The sequence below is a fragment of the Peribacillus loiseleuriae genome (assembly GCF_001183985.1).
Classification (GTDB): domain Bacteria; phylum Bacillota; class Bacilli; order Bacillales; family DSM-1321; genus Peribacillus; species Peribacillus loiseleuriae.
The window spans coordinates 3,301,348-3,323,724 of the sequence record NZ_LFZW01000001.1 but is presented as its reverse complement, the minus strand read 5'-3'; the positions used below and the strand labels follow the sequence as shown (position 1 = coordinate 3,323,724).

The following is a 22,377-nucleotide window of genomic DNA, read 5'->3' as shown; positions in this document are numbered from 1 at the left end:
GCGGTCATATAAAGTTGGCATGTATCTTGCATATATATTGTGTTGAAATCAAGGAGAAGGGCAAAATATCAACTTGCTTTTTTTATCTTAGCTTAGTGACAACGATTAATGGTCACAATCCTCAGATAAGGAACATATAAACATAGATGCTGCTATATGAGCTGGAATATAAGCACCTATTGTGTGATCAAGCAGATTCGTTGCAGGCAAGACCTATTCGTTAGTACTTGCCATATATCAACTTCAGATGGGAAAAACCCGTTTATTAGGAGGAACTTTCATGGAAATTTTTACTTATCTAGAGAAATATGATTACGAACAACTTTTATTTTGTCAGGATAAACAATCGGGATTGAAAGCAATTATTGCGATTCATGATACAACACTAGGACCTGCTCTTGGCGGTACAAGAATGTGGACGTACGAATCTGAAGAAGCAGCCATTGAGGACGCTCTAAGACTTGCCAAAGGAATGACTTATAAAAATGCTGCGGCAGGATTAAACCTAGGCGGTGGTAAAACAGTTATTATAGGCGATCCACGAAAAGATAAAAACGATGAAATGTTCAGAGCGTTTGGTCGTTATATACAAGGATTAAATGGTCGTTATATTACAGCTGAAGATGTGGGAACGACAGTGGCTGACATGGATCTGATTCATGAAGAAACCGATTTTGTAACGGGTATTTCACCTGCATTTGGATCATCAGGGAATCCTTCACCAGTAACGGCTTTCGGTGTCTATCAAGGAATGAAAGCAGCAGCGAAGGAGGCTTTTGGCACAGATTCATTGGAAGGAAAAACAGTCGCTGTACAAGGTATTGGAAATGTAGCCTTTACCTTATTGCAATATTTACATGAAGAAGGCGCGAAACTGATTGTAACGGATATTAATAAGGAAGCGGTACAGCGTGCAGTTGAGAAATTTGGTGCTCGTGCTGTCAATACGGATGAGATTTATGGAGTAGAATGCGATATTTATGCACCATGTGCACTTGGTGCTGTTATTAATGATCAAACGATTTCTCAAATTAAAGCAAAAGTCATTGCTGGATCTGCGAATAACCAATTGAAAGACCCACGTCATGGGGACCAAATTCACGAAATGGGGATTGTTTATGCTCCAGATTACGTGATCAATGCAGGTGGAGTCATAAACGTTGCTGATGAATTATACGGCTATAACCGAGAGCGTGCTATGAAAAAAGTAGAGGGTGTCTATAACACGATTGAGAAGGTTATTGAAATCGCAAAACGTGACGGTATTCCGACTTACCTTGCTGCAGACCGCATGGCTGAAGAAAGAATTAAGAGAATGAGAAATTCTAGAAGCCAATTTCTTCAAAACGAAAAACATATATTGAATCGCAGGAAATAATCAGAGAACAGAGATGAGTTAGCTGAAGTACCATGTTTATCCCGGTTTAACAGGCTGTAATACCCCCACCTCAATTTTTGTAAAAAAATAGGTGGGGGTAAACAGACTGTAAATCCTTTGAGTGCCGCAGGTTGCGGGGAAGTTTCACTTTATGTCAGCCTAGATTTGTTTTAAAAGAGTAAGAAATTTTTTTCAATGAGTTTTAGTATCAAGCGAAAACAGCCTAGCCTCTCGAATTAAGATAACATCCAACATCTGTTTACGTTAGAATAACTACTTTTTGTAGCTAAGGACCGGTGACAGTTTTTCTAAGGAGGATCATGATTTTGCCAGTGTCTAGATATCGAATTCTTGTTATTAATCCTGCTGTTACATCGACGAAAGTTGGTGTATATGAAAATAGTCTACCTGTAATGGAACGAACCATTACGCATGATAAGGAAATAATCGCTGAATTTAAAACAATCAATGAGCAAGATCATTTTAGAAAACAGATGATTCTTGCTGCCTTAGATAAAGAAGAAATCAACCTTTCAAAAATGGATGCAGTGTGTGGACGAGGTGGATTATTACGACCTATTGAAGGTGGCACTTATACAGTGAATAAGGCGATGCTTGAAGATTTAAGGAAAGGCTATAATGGACAGCACGTCTCTAATTTAGGGGGAATCATTGCCTATGAAATAGCCAATGGTTTGAATATCCCTGCTTATATTGTCGACCCGGTGGTTGTGGATGAACTTGAACCGATTGCGAGAATATCCGGATTACCTTTGATAGAACGCAAAAGTATATTCCACGCACTAAATCAGAAAGCAGCAGCAAGGAAAGCGGCTTCTGAATTAGGAAAAAGCTATGAAGAGCTGAATGTCATTGTTGTCCATATGGGCGGTGGAGTCACAGTTGGCGTTCATAAAGGTGGTAAAGTAATTGATGTTAATAATGGCCTTGATGGAGAAGGACCTTTTAGCCCAGCGCGTGCTGGGACCGTTCCAATTGGCGACTTTGTAAGACTCTGTTTCTCGGGTGATTATTTCCGTGAAGAAGTAATGAGACAGTTAGTAGGACAAAGCGGACTTGTTGGGTATCTTGGTACCAATAATGCGATTACTGTTGAGAAAATGATAGATAAAGGTGATAAGCATGCAGAGCTGATTTATGAAGCCATGGCTTATCAAATAGCGAAGGAGATTGGTTCAGCTGCGACCGTGCTTTCCGGAAAAGTGGATTGTATTGTTTTAACTGGAGGTCTTGCCTACGGTAGGCGTTTTGTTGACAGTATTTCCAAGAAAGTCAGCTGGATTGCAGATGTAACCGTTCATCCGGGTGAAAATGAATTACAAGCGTTAGCAGAAGGTGCACTAAGAGTACTCGATGGCAGAGAAACTGCGAAGGAGTATTTAGGAAAGCAGCTAAACGCTGTTAATGTGCACAGATGAAATGAAGGAGGGCTATTATGTCCAAAGATTATGATCTCGTCATCCTAGGAGGCGGCACAGGAGGTTACGTCGCAGCAATTCGTGCAGCACAGCTAGGCTTAAAAACGGCTATTGTTGAAAAGGGAAAGCTTGGCGGTACCTGCCTTCACAAAGGATGTATTCCTTCTAAGGCATTATTACGAAGCGCTGAAGTATTTACAGTCGCGAAAAAAAGTGAAGAATTCGGAATAATGACAGGTGAAGTGGAACTAGACTTCTTGAAAGTGCAAGAACGAAAAAACAAAATAGTCGATCAGTTATATCGTGGTGTCCAGCATTTAATGAAACAAGGAAAAATTGATATCTATGAAGGAATCGGTCGTATTCTTGGCCCTTCTATTTTTTCACCTATACCAGGAACGATTTCTGTAGAAATGAATGATGGTTCTGAGAACGAGATGCTGCTTCCGAAAAACGTGATAATCGCAACTGGTTCAAGACCTAGAACGCTTTCAGGTCTTGAAATCGACGGGGAATTTATTCTTACTTCTGATGAAGCCCTTCAACTTGAACAAGTCCCTCAATCTATCATTATTGTTGGTGGAGGAGTGATTGGAATTGAATGGGCTTCAATGCTTCGCGATTTCGGTGCTGATGTTACAGTGATTGAATATGCTGATCGAATTATCCCAACTGAAGATTATGAAGTTTCTAAAGAAATGCAGCGCCTGTTAATGAAAAAAGGTGTAAAGATCATTACAGGAGCAAAAGTATTACCGGAAACGTTCAGTAAATCAGAGACAGTATCCATTTCTGCAGAAATCAATGGTGAAACAAAGGAATTTTTGGCTGAAAAAATCCTAGTGTCCGTAGGTAGAGCGGCAAATGTTGAAGGGATTGGAATAGAGAATACGGAAATTAGCGTGGATAAAGGCTTCATTAAAACGAATTCATACTATCAAACAAAAGAATCGCATATTTATGCCATTGGTGATTGTATTGGCGGTTTGCAGCTTGCCCATGTAGCTAGTCATGAGGGAATAACGGCTGTAGAACATATTAAGGGGGAAAATCCAGCGCCGATTGACTATTCCCTTATATCCAAGTGTATCTATTCAAGTCCAGAGGCTGCTAGTGTCGGCTATACAGAAACAGATGCAAAGGAAAAAGGATTCGAAATTAAAATTGGCAAATTTCCTTTTAAAGCAATTGGAAAAGCACTTGTCTATGGAGAATCTGATGGATTTGTCAAAATTATTGCAGACAAAGCAACGAATGATATTCTCGGTGTGCATATGATTGGACCACATGTAACAGATATGATCACTGAAGCTGGATTGGCTCGTGTTCTTGATGCGACACCTTGGGAAGTCGCGAAAACGATTCATCCACATCCTACTTTATCAGAGGCGATTGGCGAAGCGGCTTTAGCTGTAGACGGCTTAGCCCTTCACTTATAATGATTTGATAAAATAAAATAAATCTTTAAAATATGAGTTTTAATGTCTAGCTAAAGTAGCCACACCCCTCGAGGTTACAAGCCAAACAATTCGATGGGAAAGGTGACCACTACCCATTCGATCTGCTTGTCCTGTACTAACCTTTAGGGTACTCAAGGCGCTATCGCTTTTCTAATAAGGAGGTAAAATAATGATTGAAAATCGTCATAAAGAGTTAGGGCTTAGTGATGAAAAGGTACTTGAAATGTATAAGGTGATGTTGTTATCACGGCGTATTGATGAGCGAATGTGGCTTCTAAATCGTTCAGGTAAAATTCCTTTTGTTGTATCATGTCAAGGACAGGAAGCAGCCCAGGTTGGTGCAGCATTTGCTCTCGATCGTGAAAATGATTATATTTTGCCCTATTATCGAGATGTTGGTGTGGTACTAACGTTCGGAATGACAGCAAAAGATTTAATGTTATCTGCCTTTGCTAAGGCAGAAGATCCAAACTCGGCCGGCCGACAAATGCCAGGGCATTTCGGACAGAAGAAAAATCGAATTGTAACTGGTTCATCACCAGTTACAACCCAAGTTCCACATGCTGTTGGAATTGCTTTAGCTGGTAAGATGGAAGGCAAAGATTTCGTTACGTTTACAACCTTTGGCGAAGGTTCTTCCAATCAAGGTGATTTCCATGAAGGAGCGAACTTCGCAGGTGTACATAAACTTCCGGTTATTTTCATGTGTGAAAATAATAAGTATGCCATTTCTGTACCAATCGAAAAGCAGCTCGCTTGCGAAAATGTCTCAGATCGTGCTATTGGCTATGGAATGCCAGGGGTTACTGTCGACGGAAATGATCCATTAGCGGTATATCGTGTCGTTAAAGAAGCAGCCGATCGATGCCATAGAGGAGAAGGACCTACCCTTGTTGAGGCAGTTTCATATCGGTTAACTCCCCATTCAAGTGACGATGATGATAGCAGTTACCGTACTTCAGATGAAGTGGCCCAGGCCAAAACGAAAGATGCAATCATCACGTTTGGGGCTTATTTAAAGGAAATCGGCCTATTAAATGACGAACTTGAGAAGCAAATGAACGATGATATTATGAAAACGATCAACGAAGCAACTGATTATGCGGAACATGCACCATATGCAAAAGCAGAAAGTACACTAGACTACGTATACGAAAAGTAAGGGGGAAATGGGATGCCGGTAATTTCATATATTGATGCTGTTACAACAGCAATACGTGAAGAGATGGAGCGTGATTCACGCGTATTCGTCCTGGGAGAAGATGTTGGGAAAAAAGGCGGCGTATTTAAAGCAACAAATGGTTTATATGATCAATTTGGTGAAGAACGAGTGATCGATACTCCACTTGCTGAATCGGCTATAGCAGGTGTTGGAATCGGTGCGGCTATGTACGGAATGCGACCGATTGCTGAAATGCAGTTTGCTGATTTCATTTTGCCTGCAGTCAATCAAATTATTTCCGAAGCGGCAAAAATTCGCTATCGTTCTAATAATGATTGGGATTGTCCAATCGTTATCCGTGCCCCTTATGGCGGCGGTGTTCACGGAGCACTTTATCATTCACAATCTGTGGAGGCCATATTTGCTAATCAGCCTGGATTAAAAATTGTCATGCCATCGACGCCTTATGATGTGAAAGGTTTATTAAAAGCAGCAATCAGGGATAATGACCCAGTTCTTTTCTTCGAACATAAACGTGCGTACCGTCTTATCAAGGGAGAAGTCCCTGATGATGACTATGTATTGCCAATCGGAAAAGCAGATGTGAAACGGCAAGGTGAAGATATTACAGTGATTACATACGGACTTTGCGTTCATTTTGCCCTTCAAGCTGCTGAAAAATTAGCAAGTGATGGAATCTCAGTACACGTACTGGACTTACGAACTGTTTATCCGTTAGATAAAGAAGCCATTATAGAAGCTGCTGCTAAAACAGGTAAAGTTCTGCTCATTACTGAGGACACGAAAGAAGGAAGCATCATAAGTGAAGTTAGCGCCATTATTGCAGAAAACTGTTTATTTGACCTTGATGCACCGATTATGCGACTCGCAGGTCCAGATACTCCAGCGATGCCATATGCTCCAACGATGGAAAAATATTTTATGGTCAATCCGGATAAAGTAGAAAAAGCAATGAGAGAGCTTGCTGAATATTAAATGACATCAGTAAGGAGGGTAAAGACTATATGACAATTGAGCAAATGAAAATGCCCCAGCTGGGTGAAAGTGTGACAGAAGGCACAATCAGTAAATGGCTAGTTAAGCCAGGTGATACTGTAAGCAAATATGAGGCTATTGCCGAAGTGATGACTGATAAAGTGAACGCGGAAATCCCATCTTCTTTTACAGGTGTGATTAAAGAATTAAAGGCTGCTGAAGATGAAACATTAGCGGTTGGTGAAGTAATCTGTTCAATAGAAGTTGAAGGTAGCGAAACAGACGAATCACGAGCAAATGAAAACATCCATAGTGGTGTTAAAAATGAGGGCATAACACAAGTAGTGGCTACTGATGTTAGTATTTCAAAAGCCCGATATTCTCCAGCTGTTTTAAAAATATCACAAGAAAATGGCATTGATTTGCAGCAAGTTAAAGGAACTGGAAAAGAAGGTCGTATTACGAGGAAAGACCTATTAAAGCTGATTGAATCAGGTAATATCCCTAAAGTAAAATCAGCTTCCAATCAGGTGACAGCTCCTGCGGCAGATTTCATGCAAGAGCAGCCTAAAACGACGCAAGTAAAAGCAGTTCAACCGATTGCAGGAGACATTGAAATTCCTGTCACAGGTGTCAGAAAAGCTATTGCGGCAAATATGCAAAAAAGTAAGCACGAGGCACCGCACGCTTGGATGATGGTCGAAGTGGACGCAACAAATCTAGTTCGCTATCGTGATTCAATAAAGCAAAAGTTTAAGCAAACAGAAGGTTATAATTTAACGTACTTCGCATTTTTCGTAAAAGCGGTAGCGCAAAGCTTAAAGGAATTCCCTGAAATCAACTCAATGTGGGCAGGAGATAAAATTATTCAGAAAAAAGATATTAATATCTCCATAGCTGTTGCGACAGATAAGGCTCTATTCGTACCCGTTATTAAACATGCTGATGAAAAAACAATCAAAGGCATTGCCCGGGAAATTACAGAGCTTGCTCAAAAAGTTAGAACAGGTACGATTAAATCAGATGAAATGCAAGATGGTACGTTCACAGTCAATAATACTGGATCATTTGGTTCAATTCAGTCAATGGGTATTATCAACTATCCGCAGGCTGCGATCCTTCAGGTTGAATCAATCGTTAAACGTCCTGTTATTATTGATGGAATGATTGCCGTTCGAGATATGGTTAACCTTTGTTTATCAATGGATCATCGTATCCTCGATGGTCTCGTTTGCGGCAAATTCCTTGCACGGGTGAAAGAAATTATTGAAACGATGACACCGGAAAATACACAAATTTATTAATGAAAAAAGTCGGTTCAAGGAATTCTTGAACCGACTTTTTTTCCATTTATAAGCATCTGATTTCTAATTAAGGGCGAAAAGGATTTTGAATACATCTTTGTTATCGGCCATTTTAATCGCTTTTTTCCAATAAGGCAAAGGCCAATTTAATGAGATGAATGGAGTGACATTCACCATCTTCATCGCCAATGACCTAAGAGCGCGTTCCCATGAGGTAGGTTCCGAAGCAGCCCCATTTATGATGTTGTTCTGCGGGATTCAGTCTTTTAATCCCTGTAATCAATTATCATAACGTTATCACAAAAAAAATAGAAACAAGTGTTCTTTTTCTGTTTTGATCAAATATCAACATAGTTCACTAACATCCTTTTAAAAAACTAAAAATAGGTATTTTGAAAATTTTTCTATGTACTCTGAGTTTTAATCGTGTCTTAGGTGTAACGCTCTTTTTAGTAAATGCCTATTAAAAGTACGTCTGAAGTATTTTTCGATATATCGTGAATTTTGAAAATATGCTTCAAAACCCGAAAGATATAACCTCAACTATCTACAGAAATGTGTAGAATAGCTCCTCGATAGATAACTTATCCTTTCTATTTGACAACTAGGCTAATGACTTTTCTAAAGCAGCTCTCGTTTTCTAACTTTGCCCCATACCTAATCTTTGCTCATCCAAATTAGCGAGCATTACTCCCCTTACAAAAGTAAGAAATATAATCTATTTTTAGCTTCCAAAAATCACGAAAAGTTGGCTTTCACATCACTAAGTTGACTCGATTCTTCACTACTCACCGCATTGATAATATACGTTCAATTATTCGAAATTTCATTGAGTTAATCTGTTCGGCATATTTTTGCTCTCCACTTTGAACAAGTCATAATCTAAAAAATCCACCCACCTAGAAAATATGGATAAATTTTAGATTAGATGGAAAAAGCTTATCACTATCCCTAGGATTGTTGACTATTAACTTGCTGAAACATATCGTTAATGGGAAGAACAAATGGAAGAAGGAGATTGTACATGAAAACTGCTATTTTTTTGCTTCCAGTTTTTCAAGAAAGAATTTGGGGTGGAAAAAAGCTTGAAACAGAATTTCAATATGATATCGAATCTGATTTGACTGGAGAGTGCTGGGCTGTCTCTGCACATCCTAATGGTCAAAGCATAGTAAATAATGGACCATATAGAGGCAAGTCACTTAGTAAACTTTGGTCAGATAATTCAGAATTATTCGGGAATGTCAAGAGTGAAGTATTTCCATTACTAACAAAAATTTTAGATGCAAATAATGACCTTTCTGTTCAAGTGCATCCTCATGATGAATATGCAAAAAAAAATGAAAATGGAGAACTAGGTAAAACGGAATGTTGGTATGTAATTAACTGTGAAGAAAATGCTGAAATAATCTTTGGGCATAGAGCGACTTCAACAGAGCAGTTTGTTGAGTTGATTAATAACGGAGAATGGGATAGCCTACTGCGTCGTGTGAAAGTAAAACCAGGTGATTTCTTCTATGTACCAAGTGGCACAATCCATGCATTATGCTCAGGCGTTCTTATCTTAGAGACGCAACAAAGCTCAGACACAACATACCGTGTATATGACTATGAGCGTGTTGACAAACAAGGTAACAAGAGAGACTTACATATTAATAAGTCAATTGATGTCACAACTATCCCACATAGTGATATTTCTGTCATACCTACTACAGAAGAAATCGGTGGCGGCACAATTACAACATTCGTTCAGAGTGAGTATTTCTCAGTCTACAAATGGGATATTGAGAGGGTAGCTACTTTTACACAAGATAAACCCTTTTTAATAGGCAGCGTTATAAGTGGAACGGGTGTAATCATGACAGAAGAAGGTAGCTATTCATTCGAAAAGGGGAGTCATTTTATCTTACCAAATGGCTTGGGGGAATTCCACATAAAAGGGTCAGCGGAAATGATTATTTCTCATCCGTAAGGTGCACATAATCCTTTGTTGATTTCTTTGTGAGCATGTACAATCTAAATCAACAAGGCGGTAATCTAAATATCGACTAATATTATCAATGCTAGTTCTGAGAGGTAATTTCTTTAGGAGAAACAATAACACCTTTCGGATAGCGGCTATACCAGTGTTCAGCTTTCAAAATAATAAAGAACACCTTGATTGGCTTAATGCCTTTCAAGGTGTTCTTTATTATTGCGTGGATGGCGTTTTCTTTTTCAAAAATTAACGCAAAATATTAAACCTTAATTTATTTGTTTTCGTCAACGCATAACTTAGTTTTTTAAGCAACAGCGTCTTCATTTTTTACCTTTTTTTCATGTCCTTGTTTAGCGGGAAAGGACGTTATAGGTGATACGTATGAATAAATCTAACAGATTAGTTAACTAACTTTACTAATCTATCAGTGATTGGTCTGTTTAATTATGAATATTCGATTTCATTAAAGGTTATAAATTACTAGTGCAACAAGGTGGATATTTATTATTACTCATAAAGAAAAGGATAAACACTATTCTATAGTTTTATCTTACAGCGGTATCATAACTTATGATTCTTAGACAAACTTATTCTTTTCTTAAGTTAGATATGTTAGAATATTACGGTTTTGGGTTATTATCGAAGGGAGACAGCTTTCTTAACTTATTTATAATAAGAAACAGTATTCAAAATCAAGAGAGCGTTTTCGTTATGGCCTTTGGTATGTGCTTTTCCATAACTGATGGAGGGGGACTCCAGAATTGTGGAATATGATTCAGCAATTTGAAGAACTCACGAAAACATTAGGCGTATTTCAGGAAAGACGGAGGTCACAAGCGAAGGAATGGTAAGAAACATTAATGAATGATCAGCTTCGACTGTTGTTTTTATGGGAATCAAAAAATAAAAACAAGCTAAGTTATCGCTGGTGATAAAACGGTAACAAACAGTTCAGGCTGCATTTCAAGCTTTTTTAGGAAGAGAATCTCATTTCTCACAATAAAAAAACGGATAGCGGAGATCTGCTATCTAAACAGGGAGTAAGGGATGATTCTAGATTACTTGTACGTTTTCCCGTCTGAAACAGCTTGAAACCACTTTTTTATAAAGTTTTGATATACACTCGAACCCCTAACGAAGACCTTCTCCAAAGCTTTGCTTGCCCGTCTCATGCTAGTCTTTTGTTCTGAGTAGGTAAAAAGATTGAAACACTACCTTGCACTTGTTATGATGGAAGAGAAGATGAATAATGGAAGGGGAATGAAATATGAGCATGGATTTTAATTTTTTTATGAATGATGTTGTCAGCCAGGCACGTAGTGAAATCAAGGCTGCTGGATATACAGAACTAAAATCACCTGAAGAGGTGGAAGAGGCGTTTACCAAAAAGGGCACGACGCTAGTCATGATTAATTCAGTCTGCGGATGTGCAGGCGGAATTGCAAGACCGGCAGCTGCTCATTCAGTTCATTTTGACAAACGTCCTGACCATCTAGTTACTGTTTTCGCCGGACAAGATAAAGCAGCAACGGAAAAAGCACGTGATTATTTTGAAGGCTATCCACCATCATCTCCTTCCTTTGCTCTATTGAAAGACGGGGAATTCCTTACAATGGTAGAACGTCATGAAATTGAAGGGCATGATCCAATGTCTGTCGTAAATAAGCTGCAAGGCTACTTTGATCAATATTGTGAAGAAGTTTAATATTTTATGAAAAGACTCGTTTATCGGGTCTTTTTTTGAAAGCTAGTGTATTTGTAAATGAATTTTGGTAAGAGAAGGCAGCCTATCCCTCAAGGTTTTTATGTTTGTCGGATTGCAAAGGATTTGTTAGATCTTTGTTGAAGTTTCAGTTTGCGTCAGACCGATGTTGCAACAGTTCGTAGGCCCTGCTTCTGATTTCAATCATTTAGAGTAACCAACATATCATCTATTGTTGTATCGGGGTAATTTTCCGAAAAAAATTGATCAATGGTTAGTTCTAAATTCTTCATTAAAATTTTGTTTCATTAAAATGGACAACCCCTCTTTAGGTCACATTTAATTTAATCTTCTCTACAAGTCTACTAGCACCCTCATTGGCAAAGCACTTATAAAGGAAATGAATGGAGTATCCAATCCATTTAATTTAGAGAAGCAGGGAGGGGCTTCAGAATATAAACTACAAGATTTAGTTTTTACCCTAATACATGTAGTTTACCAAAGTAAATTGGACGAGCCAGGGTTGAATAATAGAGTCATGATGTTGGAAGAGATTGTGACACACTAGAACTGAATAATTACCTAAATTTTCTAAAAATATTATTGACTTTAAAAAAATGAGAGTGTAATATACTTAGAAAGTGGTACTAACATCATGACGTAACGATCTTAATTTTGCTCAGATGTTCAAAATAAACTCAAGTGGAGGAGGAAATAGGACAACATAAGGTAAAGAGAGCTCTATGCGTCGTACTATATTTCTTGATAATCGATGCAATTCATTAAAAAGCAATAAGATGGATATGATCTGTCATTGTGTACTCGAAAAATATTGATCGAATACTAAGCATGAAAGGCAATAAGAAAAATGGAATGATTGTTAGAAATAGTTATGGTTTCAAAAGTAAGTAAATAAATATAAAATTAATGATTATGTAATGCGATGTGAGCTTAAGTGCCTAATTAATGTAAACGCTTACTTAACGGTAATTCCAAAAAATACTGAAAGTTGGTGGAAGTTTGGAACATCAACAGGAAGAATTAAAACCTGGACTTAAACAAAGACATTTAACAATGATATCTTTGAGTGGAGTCATTGGTGCTGGTTTATTCGTAGGAAGTGGTATTATCATTAGCCAAACTGGTCCCGGAGCTATTTTGTCTTACGCATTTGCAGGCTTAATTGTTGTTTTAGTGATGAGGATGCTTGGGGAAATGGCTACAGTAAACCCCAATACGGGATCCTTTGCTGTATATGCAAGAGAAGGGATTGGTGAGTGGGCAGGCTTTGCGACAGGTTGGTTATATTGGTTTTTTTGGGTGATTGTCATTGCACTTGAAGCAACAGCAGGAGCAGCAATCATACACGAGTGGCTTCCTTCGGTTCCAGTCTGGTTAATAAGCCTTACATTAATTATTCTATTAACACTTACAAATATTTTTTCCGTTAAATCATTTGGTGAATTTGAGTATTGGTTTTCTATTATTAAAATAGGTAGTATTATTGTCTTTTTAAGCCTAGGAGTAGCAGTGATTCTAGGGGTAATACCAACTATTGAGTCGCCAGGTGCTACTAATCTTATGAACATCGGCGGTTTTATACCTAATGGGATAGGTTCAGTGCTTGTTGGTATAGCGATTGTTTTTCATGCTTTCGTGGGAGTTGAGATTCCCGCCATTGCGGCTGGAGAGACTAGCGATCCAGTGAAGTCCGTAAGAGGTGCATTAAATAGTGTGGTGTGGCGAATTCTCATTTTTTATATCGGTTCAATCGCTGTAGTCGTGACTCTTTTACCCTGGAATTCAGCATCCTTGCTAAAAAGTCCATTTGTTGCTGTTCTTGAAATACTAGGAATTCCTTATGCTGCTCTGATCATGAATATAGTTGTATTGACGGCGTTGCTTTCCTGTCTGAATTCAGGACTTTACACAAGCTCCCGTATGCTATTTTCTCTTGCACAAAAGGGCGATGCTCCCAGACTGATCTCAAAGGTAAGCAAGAACGGGGTCCCTGTTTTTGCTGTAATAGCGAGTACATCAGTTGCCTTTATCAGCACAATTTTTAGTTATACTTCTCCTGACAAAATATTTTTCTTTTTAGTCAATTCTTCTGGCGGGATTGGAATTCTTGTCTATTTAGCTATTGCGATTTCTCATCTGCGCTTAAGAAAAAGAATGGAAAAAGAGAATCCCGAAATTTTCAAAATTAAGATGTGGTTCTTTCCATATTTAACGTATGCAACCATCATCGCTATGCTTTCCGTTTTACTATTAATGGCTTTTATTGATTCACAACGTCCACAGTTTATTTTCACAATGCTATTTGGCGCTATCGTTATTTTTTCTTATTTTGTCATTCGACGAAAAAAAGAAAAATATATAGAGAAAGAAATAAATTTGGTTTCTAATCCTCCAAATTCTGAGAAGTTCTAATTGAATTAGATTGCTACACGATTCGAAATGTAAAATAGGTAAAACTAAGAAGCCTTCACGATCGCCAATCTTACTACTTCATTGAACTAACTCCTTCAGACACACTACTTCATCACAATTAATACTGTACAAGACAATCAAAAAAACACAGCATGCCATAGGTCTGTTTTACAAAATAAAAACTGGAATGAAAAAAGGAGTTTTTACGCCAATCATTTGAGGGTGTACGTGTTTCATAAGAGGGGAGCCATACACTTAAACTTTTCATTTATTTGTAGTCGTCAGACCAATTTTACTGCTCGGATGTAATAAGGTTCTTTAATATTACACAAGCGTAAGAGGACTTGTTAGAAATTTAAGACAACAAGGATAAAAATAGGCTCGACAACGGATTTGAGTTTCTACCGAGTTATATCAAGGGCTCATTAAGATTTTCTATGTGCAAAAGTTGAGTAAAGAAACAATATTTAGACATTATTTGTATTCAAACTTTTGTGTGGTTTTTGCATAAGTAAATCAATAGTGATATAAATCCTAAACTTTTGAGATGGATAAAACACTAGGTGACTTTCATCCAAAAGAAATAAGAAATGGGGGAGTAAAATGGCTGTACTTGATTTGCCACGGAATATTTTGATTGAAAATGGTGCCATTAATAATTTGGATAAAATCGTAGCTTCAAAAGGTGGTAGAAAAATATTTATACTCATGGATTCTTTCTTAGCTAAATCTCCTATAAACCTTCATCAAAAAGTAAAAAAGATCTTGATGAATAGCGGTTTGGAAAGCAAGGTGTTCACAGACTTTTCAGGAGAACCAACAACAAAAAATGTGGATGATGCCCTATTTCAATTAAATGCCTTTCAGGGTGACTGTGTCATTGGGATAGGGGGTGGTAGTGCTATTGATTTGGCAAAAGCATTGTCTGTTTTCGGTAAAAATAAGGATATGGAATGGGATACCATAACGCAATATCAAAAGTTAGATCGACTGCCATTGTTTGCCGTGCCTACAACATCAGGAACTGGTTCAGAAGTGACAAAAGTTATGGTGATTACCAATCTTGACACAAATATAAAAATGAATCCTAGTCATCCCAACCTTGTCCCAGATGTGGCAATTCTAGACCCAGAATTAACTTTAAGTCTTCCACCCAGTTTTACGGTTTACACAGGGCTTGATGCTTTGTCCCATGCTATTGAAGGATTTTTATCGAACAAAGCGTCAATAATGACCAATCTATTTTCCCTTGAGGCGATTAAAAAAGTGGGTAATGCACTCCCAAAAGTTTATGAAAATGGCGCTGATATTGAATCAAGAAGAGATATGATATTGGCCAGCTGTTATGCAGGTATCGCTTTTTCGAATGCATCCACAAATTTAGCACATGCAACTGGAAGAGCGTTAGGTGCTCGTTTTCACATCCCTCATGGTCTAAGTGTAGCTTTACTCATGCCTTTTGTCATGAGATTCAGTCTAGATTCCTGCAGGGAACAGTTTGCAGAAATAGCAATGGCTTTAGGTGCAAACCCTTCTTTGGGCAAAAATGATCGGGCATTATACGTAATTAGAACCCTTGAAGACTTTAATGAACGGTTTGGAATATGGCAAGACGGACTTAAATATATGGATTCCCAACAGTTAATTGATGAAATTCCAACTTTGGTTATTGACTCGTTATCAGGTAATGGCATCGCCACTAATAGGAAAGTTCCAACTGAGCATGACATTCAGGTGATTTATTACTTATTAGCTGAAAAACTATCTAAAACTGATTCGCAAACTGATCCAGAAGTTATTAATAAATAAACGAATCCCAAAAGAGAAAATTAGAAGGAGGAATTAAACGAATAAATTGGTAATGGTACTACAAACGATTAAAATGACATCAACGAAGTGAAGCAATTGTTGAAATTTTGTATGAAGGACATGGGGACGGGGCTTCGCAACTTATTAATTTGGCCAATCTACTTAGAAGGTATACTTATTTTATTGGAAAACATCCCGACATCCGGCTCCGCACCATTGTGATTAGGTGGGTGTAGCGTGCTACAGGATTAATCCTTCATGGAAAATGGTGGCGTTTTAACGCCATACAGGTTTTGTATGTAGAGGGATCAATCAAATTTATGGAATTTTAGATTTCATGTTCCGCTTTTATGAAAATGCTCGATCTTATCCCCACTGCAACAATTAAATGCATCCCTGTCAAGCATGAACTAAATGCAGCTCACATGGGAGATGGTTGCATACGCGTGAAGGGGAAAGCTGAAGTAGTTCCCAAATATGCCAATATGAATTTTAGAAACTGGTAAATAAACGTTATATTTCTGGATAGGAGGTCAACCACCTGGTTGGCCCTTCTCCATCTTAGGATATATCAAAATTGTAATTAGAACCGCTTACAAATATAGTGTTCATATATTGTTGAAATTCTAATCTCTTATTTGATTAAATCACGATGTCAGGGAGGGAAAATATTGAAAAAAGTAAAGGGAAATATGCTCTCACGTGCGGTAGGTGCTAGTCTCATTGGCTCTACGATCGAATGGTATGATTTCTTTTTATACGGTGTAGTGGCTGGAATTGTATTTAATAAACTATACTTTCCTGCTGAGGACCCGATTGTATCTACCTTGTTAGCCTATATCACCTTCGCAGTAGGATTTGTGGCTCGTCCAATAGGTGGGATTATATTTGGCCATTTCGGCGACAAAATTGGTCGAAAAAGCATGTTGATATTGACCTTAAGTATTATGGGCGGAAGTACGGTATTAATTGCTGTTATCCCCACTTATAACCAAATTGGCATTTGGGCTCCTATCTGTTTGCTTTTTTTGCGTATCCTGCAAGGGATTGGGCTTGGTGGTGAATGGGGTGGAGCTGTATTAATGACCTTTGAGCATGCTCCCCATAAAAAAAGAGGTTTATATGCAAGCTTTCCACAAATTGGACTGTCGATTGGTCTTTTGCTTTCATCAGGTGTAGTAGGACTTCTTTCTTCCACGTTATCTGATAGCCAGTTCATGGCATGGGGATGGCGTATTGCCTTCGGACTAAGTGCCATATTGATATTCCTAGGTTTATGGATTCGCCTAAATGTTTCGGAATCACCGGAGTTTCAAAAAATTAAAGAACGAAATAAAGAATCAAATATGCCTATAAAGGACATGTGGAAAAATAATACTGGTAATGTCCTAGCTGGAATGGGCGCACGTTTTATAGACGGTGTTTTCTTTAATGTCATGGGTGTGTTTTCTATCACCTATTTAACAAGCTCCCTTGATTTGTCACGCACAGATGCTTTACTTGGCGTTTCTGCAGCAGCGTTTGTTATGTGCTTTTTCATTCCTCTATTCGGCCATGTATCTGACCGTGTCGGAAGAACTCGCACCTATTTGATTGGTAGTCTAGTAACAGGGTTTTCAGCGCTTCCTGCTTTTTGGATAATGTCGAACAGTGGTGGTAACATTCTTTTGATCTGGTTGTCAATCATCATCCCTTTTGGAATCTTTTATGCTTCAATCTATGGTCCTGAAGCTGCTTTATTTGCAGAGTTATTTGATGCGCCGGTTAGGTATACTGGAATGTCTTTTGTTTATCAATTTTCAGGAATTTTTGCAAGTGGACTAACGCCAATCATTGCTACAGCATTGTTGGGTTATAATAATGGCTCTCCTGTCTTACTCACTATATATGTTCTATTTGCCGGTGTAGTAAGTGCAATTTCAGTCTGGTGGATCGGTAAGAAAAAAGTTAAAGTAACCCAAAATCAAAATATAAAATCAGAAATAAATACAAGAAAGGCATAGTTTTCAGGGTACTGGACATTTTAATTTATTTAATAATATAAATTTTCAAATTATTTGTTGACTATTTTAGAGAGAGGTAGTAATATAAAAATCATAACTGGTACGGACGTTCTAACGTCATTATCAGAAATAAATCGAGTTAGGAGAATGTTCAATGGCCGAAACAAAAACGTTAAGAGGAACGAAGGTAAAAATGACACCAAGTGAAGCAATTGTTGAGACATTAGTCGCAGAAGGGGTCAAACATATTTCCGGAATTTTAGGTTCTGCTTTTATGGATATGCTTGATTTATTGCCAACAGCTGGTATTCGTTTTATTGGAGTTCGTCATGAACAAAGTGCCGCGCATATGGAAGATGCCTATTGCCGGGTTTCGGGCGTTGCTGGAGTTGTGATCGGCCAAAACGGACCTGGAATGACCAATATGGTGACATCAGTAGCAGCGGCCAATCAGGCTCATACTCCTATGGTCGTAATCTCTCCTTCTGCAGGAACACCTACTGTCGGGTGGGATGGATTTCAAGAATGTGATCAGGTTTCCGTTTTCAAAGCCATCACGAAAGAAACAGTGAGAGTGACTCATCCAGGCCGAGTAGCCGATTGTCTACGAACTGCTTTTCGAATTGCTTATGCTGAAAGAGGTCCTGTTTTATTCGATATACCGCGTGATTACTTCTATGGTGAAGTGGAGGATCAAATTCTCAAACCTCATCAATATCGAGTTGATTCACGAGGATGTGGTTCATCTGAATCCTTAGACCGAGCAGCGGAAATTTTAGCTAATGCTGAGTATCCTGTCATTATTTCTGGTAGAGGTACAGTTGATTCGGATGGAATTGAAGAAATTAGGAACATCGCAGAACATTTAACAGCTCCTGTGGCTGTATCCTATATGCATAATGATGCATTCCCAGCTGATCATCCGTTAGCGGTCGGGCCGATCGGATATATGGGATCAAAAGCTGCTATGAATACGTTAAAGCAAGCCGATGTTATTTTAGCGGTTGGTACAAGATTATCCGTATTTGGTACATTACCGTGCTATGACATAGATTATTTCCCTAAAGATGCACAAATTATTCAAATTGATATCAATCCAAGACAAATTGCCAGAACTCATCCAGTGGAAGTTGGTATTATCGGTGATGCCCGCGAAGCTAGTCGAGAAATCATGAAGCGGTTAAAAGATATTAAACCTAACCCTAAACAAGAAAAACTGCGTTTAGGAGAAATTACTCATGAAAAACAAAAATGGGAACAAGAACTAGTAGATCTTGCTATGATAGATGGCACACCAATTAATCCCCGTCGTGCGCTATTAGAATTAACAAAAGTATTACCTGAGAACGCGATCGTTACAACTGACATAGGTAATGTATCATCTACTGCAAACGCTTACTTAAAGTTCAATCGAAGCCGTAGACATATCGCTGCCCTTACTTTTGGGAACACTGGTTTTGCCTATCCATCGGCTCTTGGTGCCAAATTAGCAGAGCCAAATGCTCCTGTTATCGCCATCGTTGGAGATGGAGCATGGGGCATGAGTTTACATGAAGTAAGTACAGCAGTTGAAGAAAATATTCCTGTCATTGCTTGCGTCTTTAATAATAATGCATGGTGTGCAGAGAAGAAGAACCAGGTAGATTTCTATAATAACCGTTTTGTCGGGGCAGATATCCAAAATCCTGATTTTGCTGAAGTGGCCCGTTCTATGGGTGCGGTCGGAATTAGAGTGGAAACACCTGAAGAATTAGGACCCGTCATAGAAGAAGCGATAAAATTAAATAAACCTACTGTCATTGATATTCAGGTTGATGGTACACAATTAGCGCCTCCGTTTAGGAAAGATGCGTTAAAAATGCCTACTCGATTATTAGCTAAATACTCGCACTTAGATCATAAAAATTGGGATAAATAATTGTTAAAGAGAAAGTCCTAACTAATTAGGCTCGATCTCTTCATACATTCAGTTTGAGTGATTGAGTCTAATATAGACAATCAAGATAGAGGGCATGAGATTGGATTTTTGTGAGACGTTATGAAAATGTTTGATTCACCTGGTTATGTATGAGCAGAACATTCCGAAATTTATCTTCTATTAAAATAGAAAAGAGTGATAGAGATGATTATAGGTGTTCCGAAAGAAATTAAAGATAGTGAGAATCGCGTAGGTATGACTCCTGCAGGTGTAACCACGTTCAAAAATAGTGGGCATGAGATTTGGATTGAAAAAGGTGCCGGATTAAACAGTGGATTTTCAGATCAAGAGTATATCCAATCAGGAGCTAAAATTGTAGAATCAGCAAAGCAAACTTGGTTAGCTGATATGATCATTAAAGTCAAAGAACCTCTAGCAGCGGAATATCAATTTTTTCGTGATGGATTAATTCTCTATACGTATCTCCATTTAGCGGCAGAGCCAGAATTAACGCAAGCCCTAATAGATCATAATGTAGTAGCGATTGCTTATGAAACCATTCAATTAGAAAATGGATCCCTACCATTGTTGACACCGATGAGCGAAGTAGCGGGACGTATGTCCATTCAGATTGGTGCACAATTTTTAGAAAAACCAAAGGGGGGTAAAGGGATCTTAATGGGTGGTGTGCCGGGTGTATCTCCCGCTGAGGTTGTGATTATTGGCGGTGGGATTGTTGGTACGAATGCAGCTAAGATGGCACTAGGATTAGGGGCAAGTGTCACCTTGATTGATATTAATGCTAATCGTCTCCGTCAATTGGATGACCAATTTCAAGGGCGATTAAAAACATTGGTGTCCAACAGCTTTAACATAGCCCAAGCGGTGCAAAAAGCCGATTTGCTTGTAGGTGCTGTTCTTATTCCGGGAGCACGTGCCCCACGTCTAGTAACGGAAGATATGGTCAAAGACATGCAGACGGGCTCCGTTATTGTTGATGTAGCTGTTGACCAAGGGGGTTCGATTGAAACCATTGATCGAATTACGACACATAATAATCCAACATATGTAAAGCATGGTGTTGTCCATTATGCAGTTGCTAACATGCCAGGTGCTGTTTCTCGTACTTCTACGATCGCCTTAACGAATGCAACCGTACCTTATGGAGTAGAAATTGCAACGAAAGGTTACAAGCAAGCTGCCCTTCATAATAAAGCCTTAGCTAAAGGATTTAATGTTGTCAATGGAAAGGTAACATATGAAGCAGTGGCCATTGCTCATGGTCATGATTACCACTCACTTGAATCTATTTTAGTCAAAGTTCCTATTACGCTGTAGAAACCGACATGGTTTTTATGCCATGTATCCCACTAAATATAAGGAGGGCTCTATATTGAAAGTAGAAACTGAAACGAAAGACCTCGTCCAAATGGATAAAGATCATTTATGGCATGCGATGCATCGGTATAATGAAAAAGCAAGTCCTATGATTGCTGCGGAAGGGAAAGGCTCTTGGTTTACCGATACAAAAGGTGATCAATATTTGGATGGAGTATCTGGATTATGGTGCTTGAATCTAGGGCATGGCAGACAAGAAATTGCTCAAGCAGCTTATGAACAAATGATGAATTTATCATATTTCCCACTTACCTTAAGCCATAAACCTGCTATTGAACTATCTTCTAAAATAAGTGAACTTCTAAAAGGATCCTATACGACTTTTTTCTCAAACAGTGGATCTGAAGCGAATGAAACGGCTTTTAAGATTGCTCGGCAATACCATTCTCAAAATGGCAACCCGGGAAAATATAAATTTATTTCCAGATATCGTGCTTATCATGGGAATACTTTTGCTGCCCTAAGCGCAACCGCTCAGGCAAATCGAAGAGTAAAGTATGATCCAGCCGTTCCGGGCTTTCTCCATGTGCCACCACCTTATAGTTATCGAAGCCCATTTGGAGAAAATGTTGAGAATTCTGATTTGTTAGCAGCAGAATATATAGACCAGGTTATTAATTTTGAAGGTTCAGAAACGGTAGCAGGCGTTATTCTTGAACCATTCATTTCCGGAGGGGGAGTACTGATCCCTTCCAAGGAATACCTGACAAGAGTAGCAGAAATTTGTAAGAAGCATGATGTTCTTTTGATAGTAGATGAAGTGGTTTCAGGTTTTGGCAGAACAGGGAAAATGTTTGGATTTATGCACTCTGAAGGGGTTCAACCTGACATTGTAACAATGGCGAAAGGATTAACAAGTGGTTATCTACCGTTGGGAGCAACGGCTGTAAACTCGAAGATTTACGAAAATTTTAAGGAGAACGGAAAATTAAATCATTTTAGACATGTTTCAACTTACGGAGGTCATCCTGCATCATGTGCAGTTGCCCTGAAGAATATTGAAATAATCGAAAATGAAGAGATTGTCAAACGGGTATCTGAACTTAGTGAATCTACCTTAAGTGAACTCTATGAATTAACAGCGCTTAATAAAGTTGGAGAAGTGCGTGGAATTGGGTTTTTATATGGAATTGAATTAGTGGAGGATAAAAAATCAAAAACACCTGTTTCTGACGAGTTTATGGGAAGTGTTATCGGGGCTTGTAAAGAAAAGGGTCTGATTATTGGTCGAAATGGTGATACAGTTCCTGGCTATGGGAATGTATTAATCATTGCTCCCCCACTCTCTTCCACAGTTGAAGATTTGCACTTTGTTATAGAAACTGTAAAGGCTGTATTGCATGAACTGTGCTAATAAATAAGAACGAGAGATTATTGTTAATCCGGTTGAGTCGATT

Annotated in this window: 15 protein-coding genes; all 15 read left to right on the top strand. The window is 38.5% G+C overall.

Features of this window, described 5'->3' with window-relative positions:
- The first annotated feature begins 280 nt into the window (after positions 1–280).
- The 15 genes from bcd to AC625_RS15395 all read left to right on the top strand — a co-directional run bounded on the left by bcd (position 281) and on the right by AC625_RS15395 (position 22,334).
- Positions 281–1,378 carry a branched-chain amino acid dehydrogenase gene (gene bcd / locus AC625_RS15460; protein ID WP_049682090.1) on the top strand — a complete coding sequence of 366 codons (1,098 nt, stop codon included), beginning with the start codon at positions 281–283 and terminating at the stop codon, positions 1,376–1,378.
- 326 nt (positions 1,379–1,704) lie between these two features.
- Complete coding sequence (gene buk, locus AC625_RS15455) at positions 1,705–2,817, top strand: butyrate kinase (protein ID WP_156187558.1); 1,113 nt, start codon at positions 1,705–1,707, stop codon at positions 2,815–2,817.
- A 17-nt stretch (positions 2,818–2,834) separates the two neighbouring features.
- Positions 2,835–4,256, top strand: coding sequence for a dihydrolipoyl dehydrogenase (gene lpdA / locus AC625_RS15450; RefSeq protein ID WP_049682088.1), 1,422 nt, complete (start codon positions 2,835–2,837; stop codon positions 4,254–4,256).
- 190 nt (positions 4,257–4,446) lie between these two features.
- Positions 4,447–5,439: a thiamine pyrophosphate-dependent dehydrogenase E1 component subunit alpha gene (locus AC625_RS15445; protein ID WP_049682087.1), complete on the top strand. Its 993-nt coding sequence runs from the start codon at positions 4,447–4,449 to the stop codon at positions 5,437–5,439.
- 12 nt (positions 5,440–5,451) lie between these two features.
- Positions 5,452–6,435 carry an alpha-ketoacid dehydrogenase subunit beta gene (locus AC625_RS15440; protein ID WP_049682086.1) on the top strand — a complete coding sequence of 328 codons (984 nt, stop codon included), beginning with the start codon at positions 5,452–5,454 and terminating at the stop codon, positions 6,433–6,435.
- Between the two features lie 29 nt (positions 6,436–6,464).
- Positions 6,465–7,739 carry a dihydrolipoamide acetyltransferase family protein gene (locus AC625_RS15435; protein WP_049682085.1) on the top strand — a complete coding sequence of 425 codons (1,275 nt, stop codon included), beginning with the start codon at positions 6,465–6,467 and terminating at the stop codon, positions 7,737–7,739.
- Between the two features lie 1,024 nt (positions 7,740–8,763).
- Entirely contained in the window at positions 8,764–9,711 is a 948-nt protein-coding gene (manA, locus tag AC625_RS15430) for a mannose-6-phosphate isomerase, class I (protein WP_049682084.1), read from the top strand.
- Between the two features lie 1,273 nt (positions 9,712–10,984).
- Positions 10,985–11,422 (top strand): BrxA/BrxB family bacilliredoxin, encoded by a 438-nt coding sequence (locus tag AC625_RS15425; protein WP_049682083.1) that lies wholly within the window; start codon positions 10,985–10,987, stop codon positions 11,420–11,422.
- A gap of 1,017 nt (positions 11,423–12,439) precedes the next feature.
- Positions 12,440–13,852 (top strand): amino acid permease, encoded by a 1,413-nt coding sequence (locus AC625_RS15420; RefSeq protein WP_049682082.1) that lies wholly within the window; start codon positions 12,440–12,442, stop codon positions 13,850–13,852.
- Positions 13,853–14,455: 603 nt separating this feature from the next.
- Entirely contained in the window at positions 14,456–15,661 is a 1,206-nt protein-coding gene (locus AC625_RS15415) for an iron-containing alcohol dehydrogenase (RefSeq protein WP_049682081.1), read from the top strand.
- Between the two features lie 350 nt (positions 15,662–16,011).
- On the top strand, positions 16,012–16,167 hold the full coding sequence (locus tag AC625_RS28630; protein WP_156187557.1) for a hypothetical protein: 156 nt from the start codon (positions 16,012–16,014) through the stop codon (positions 16,165–16,167).
- A gap of 165 nt (positions 16,168–16,332) precedes the next feature.
- The gene (locus tag AC625_RS15410) at positions 16,333–17,664 is read left to right on the top strand and encodes an MFS transporter (protein ID WP_245645019.1); all 1,332 of its coding nucleotides are present in this window, start codon (positions 16,333–16,335) and stop codon (positions 17,662–17,664) included.
- A 154-nt stretch (positions 17,665–17,818) separates the two neighbouring features.
- Positions 17,819–19,582, top strand: a complete 1,764-nt coding sequence (gene xsc, locus AC625_RS15405; RefSeq protein ID WP_049682080.1) for a sulfoacetaldehyde acetyltransferase — start codon at positions 17,819–17,821, stop codon at positions 19,580–19,582.
- A 204-nt stretch (positions 19,583–19,786) separates the two neighbouring features.
- Positions 19,787–20,920 (top strand): alanine dehydrogenase, encoded by a 1,134-nt coding sequence (gene ald, locus AC625_RS15400; RefSeq protein WP_049682079.1) that lies wholly within the window; start codon positions 19,787–19,789, stop codon positions 20,918–20,920.
- Between the two features lie 55 nt (positions 20,921–20,975).
- Positions 20,976–22,334, top strand: coding sequence for an aminotransferase (locus AC625_RS15395; RefSeq protein WP_281177247.1), 1,359 nt, complete (start codon positions 20,976–20,978; stop codon positions 22,332–22,334).
- The last annotated feature ends 43 nt before the right edge of the window (positions 22,335–22,377 follow it).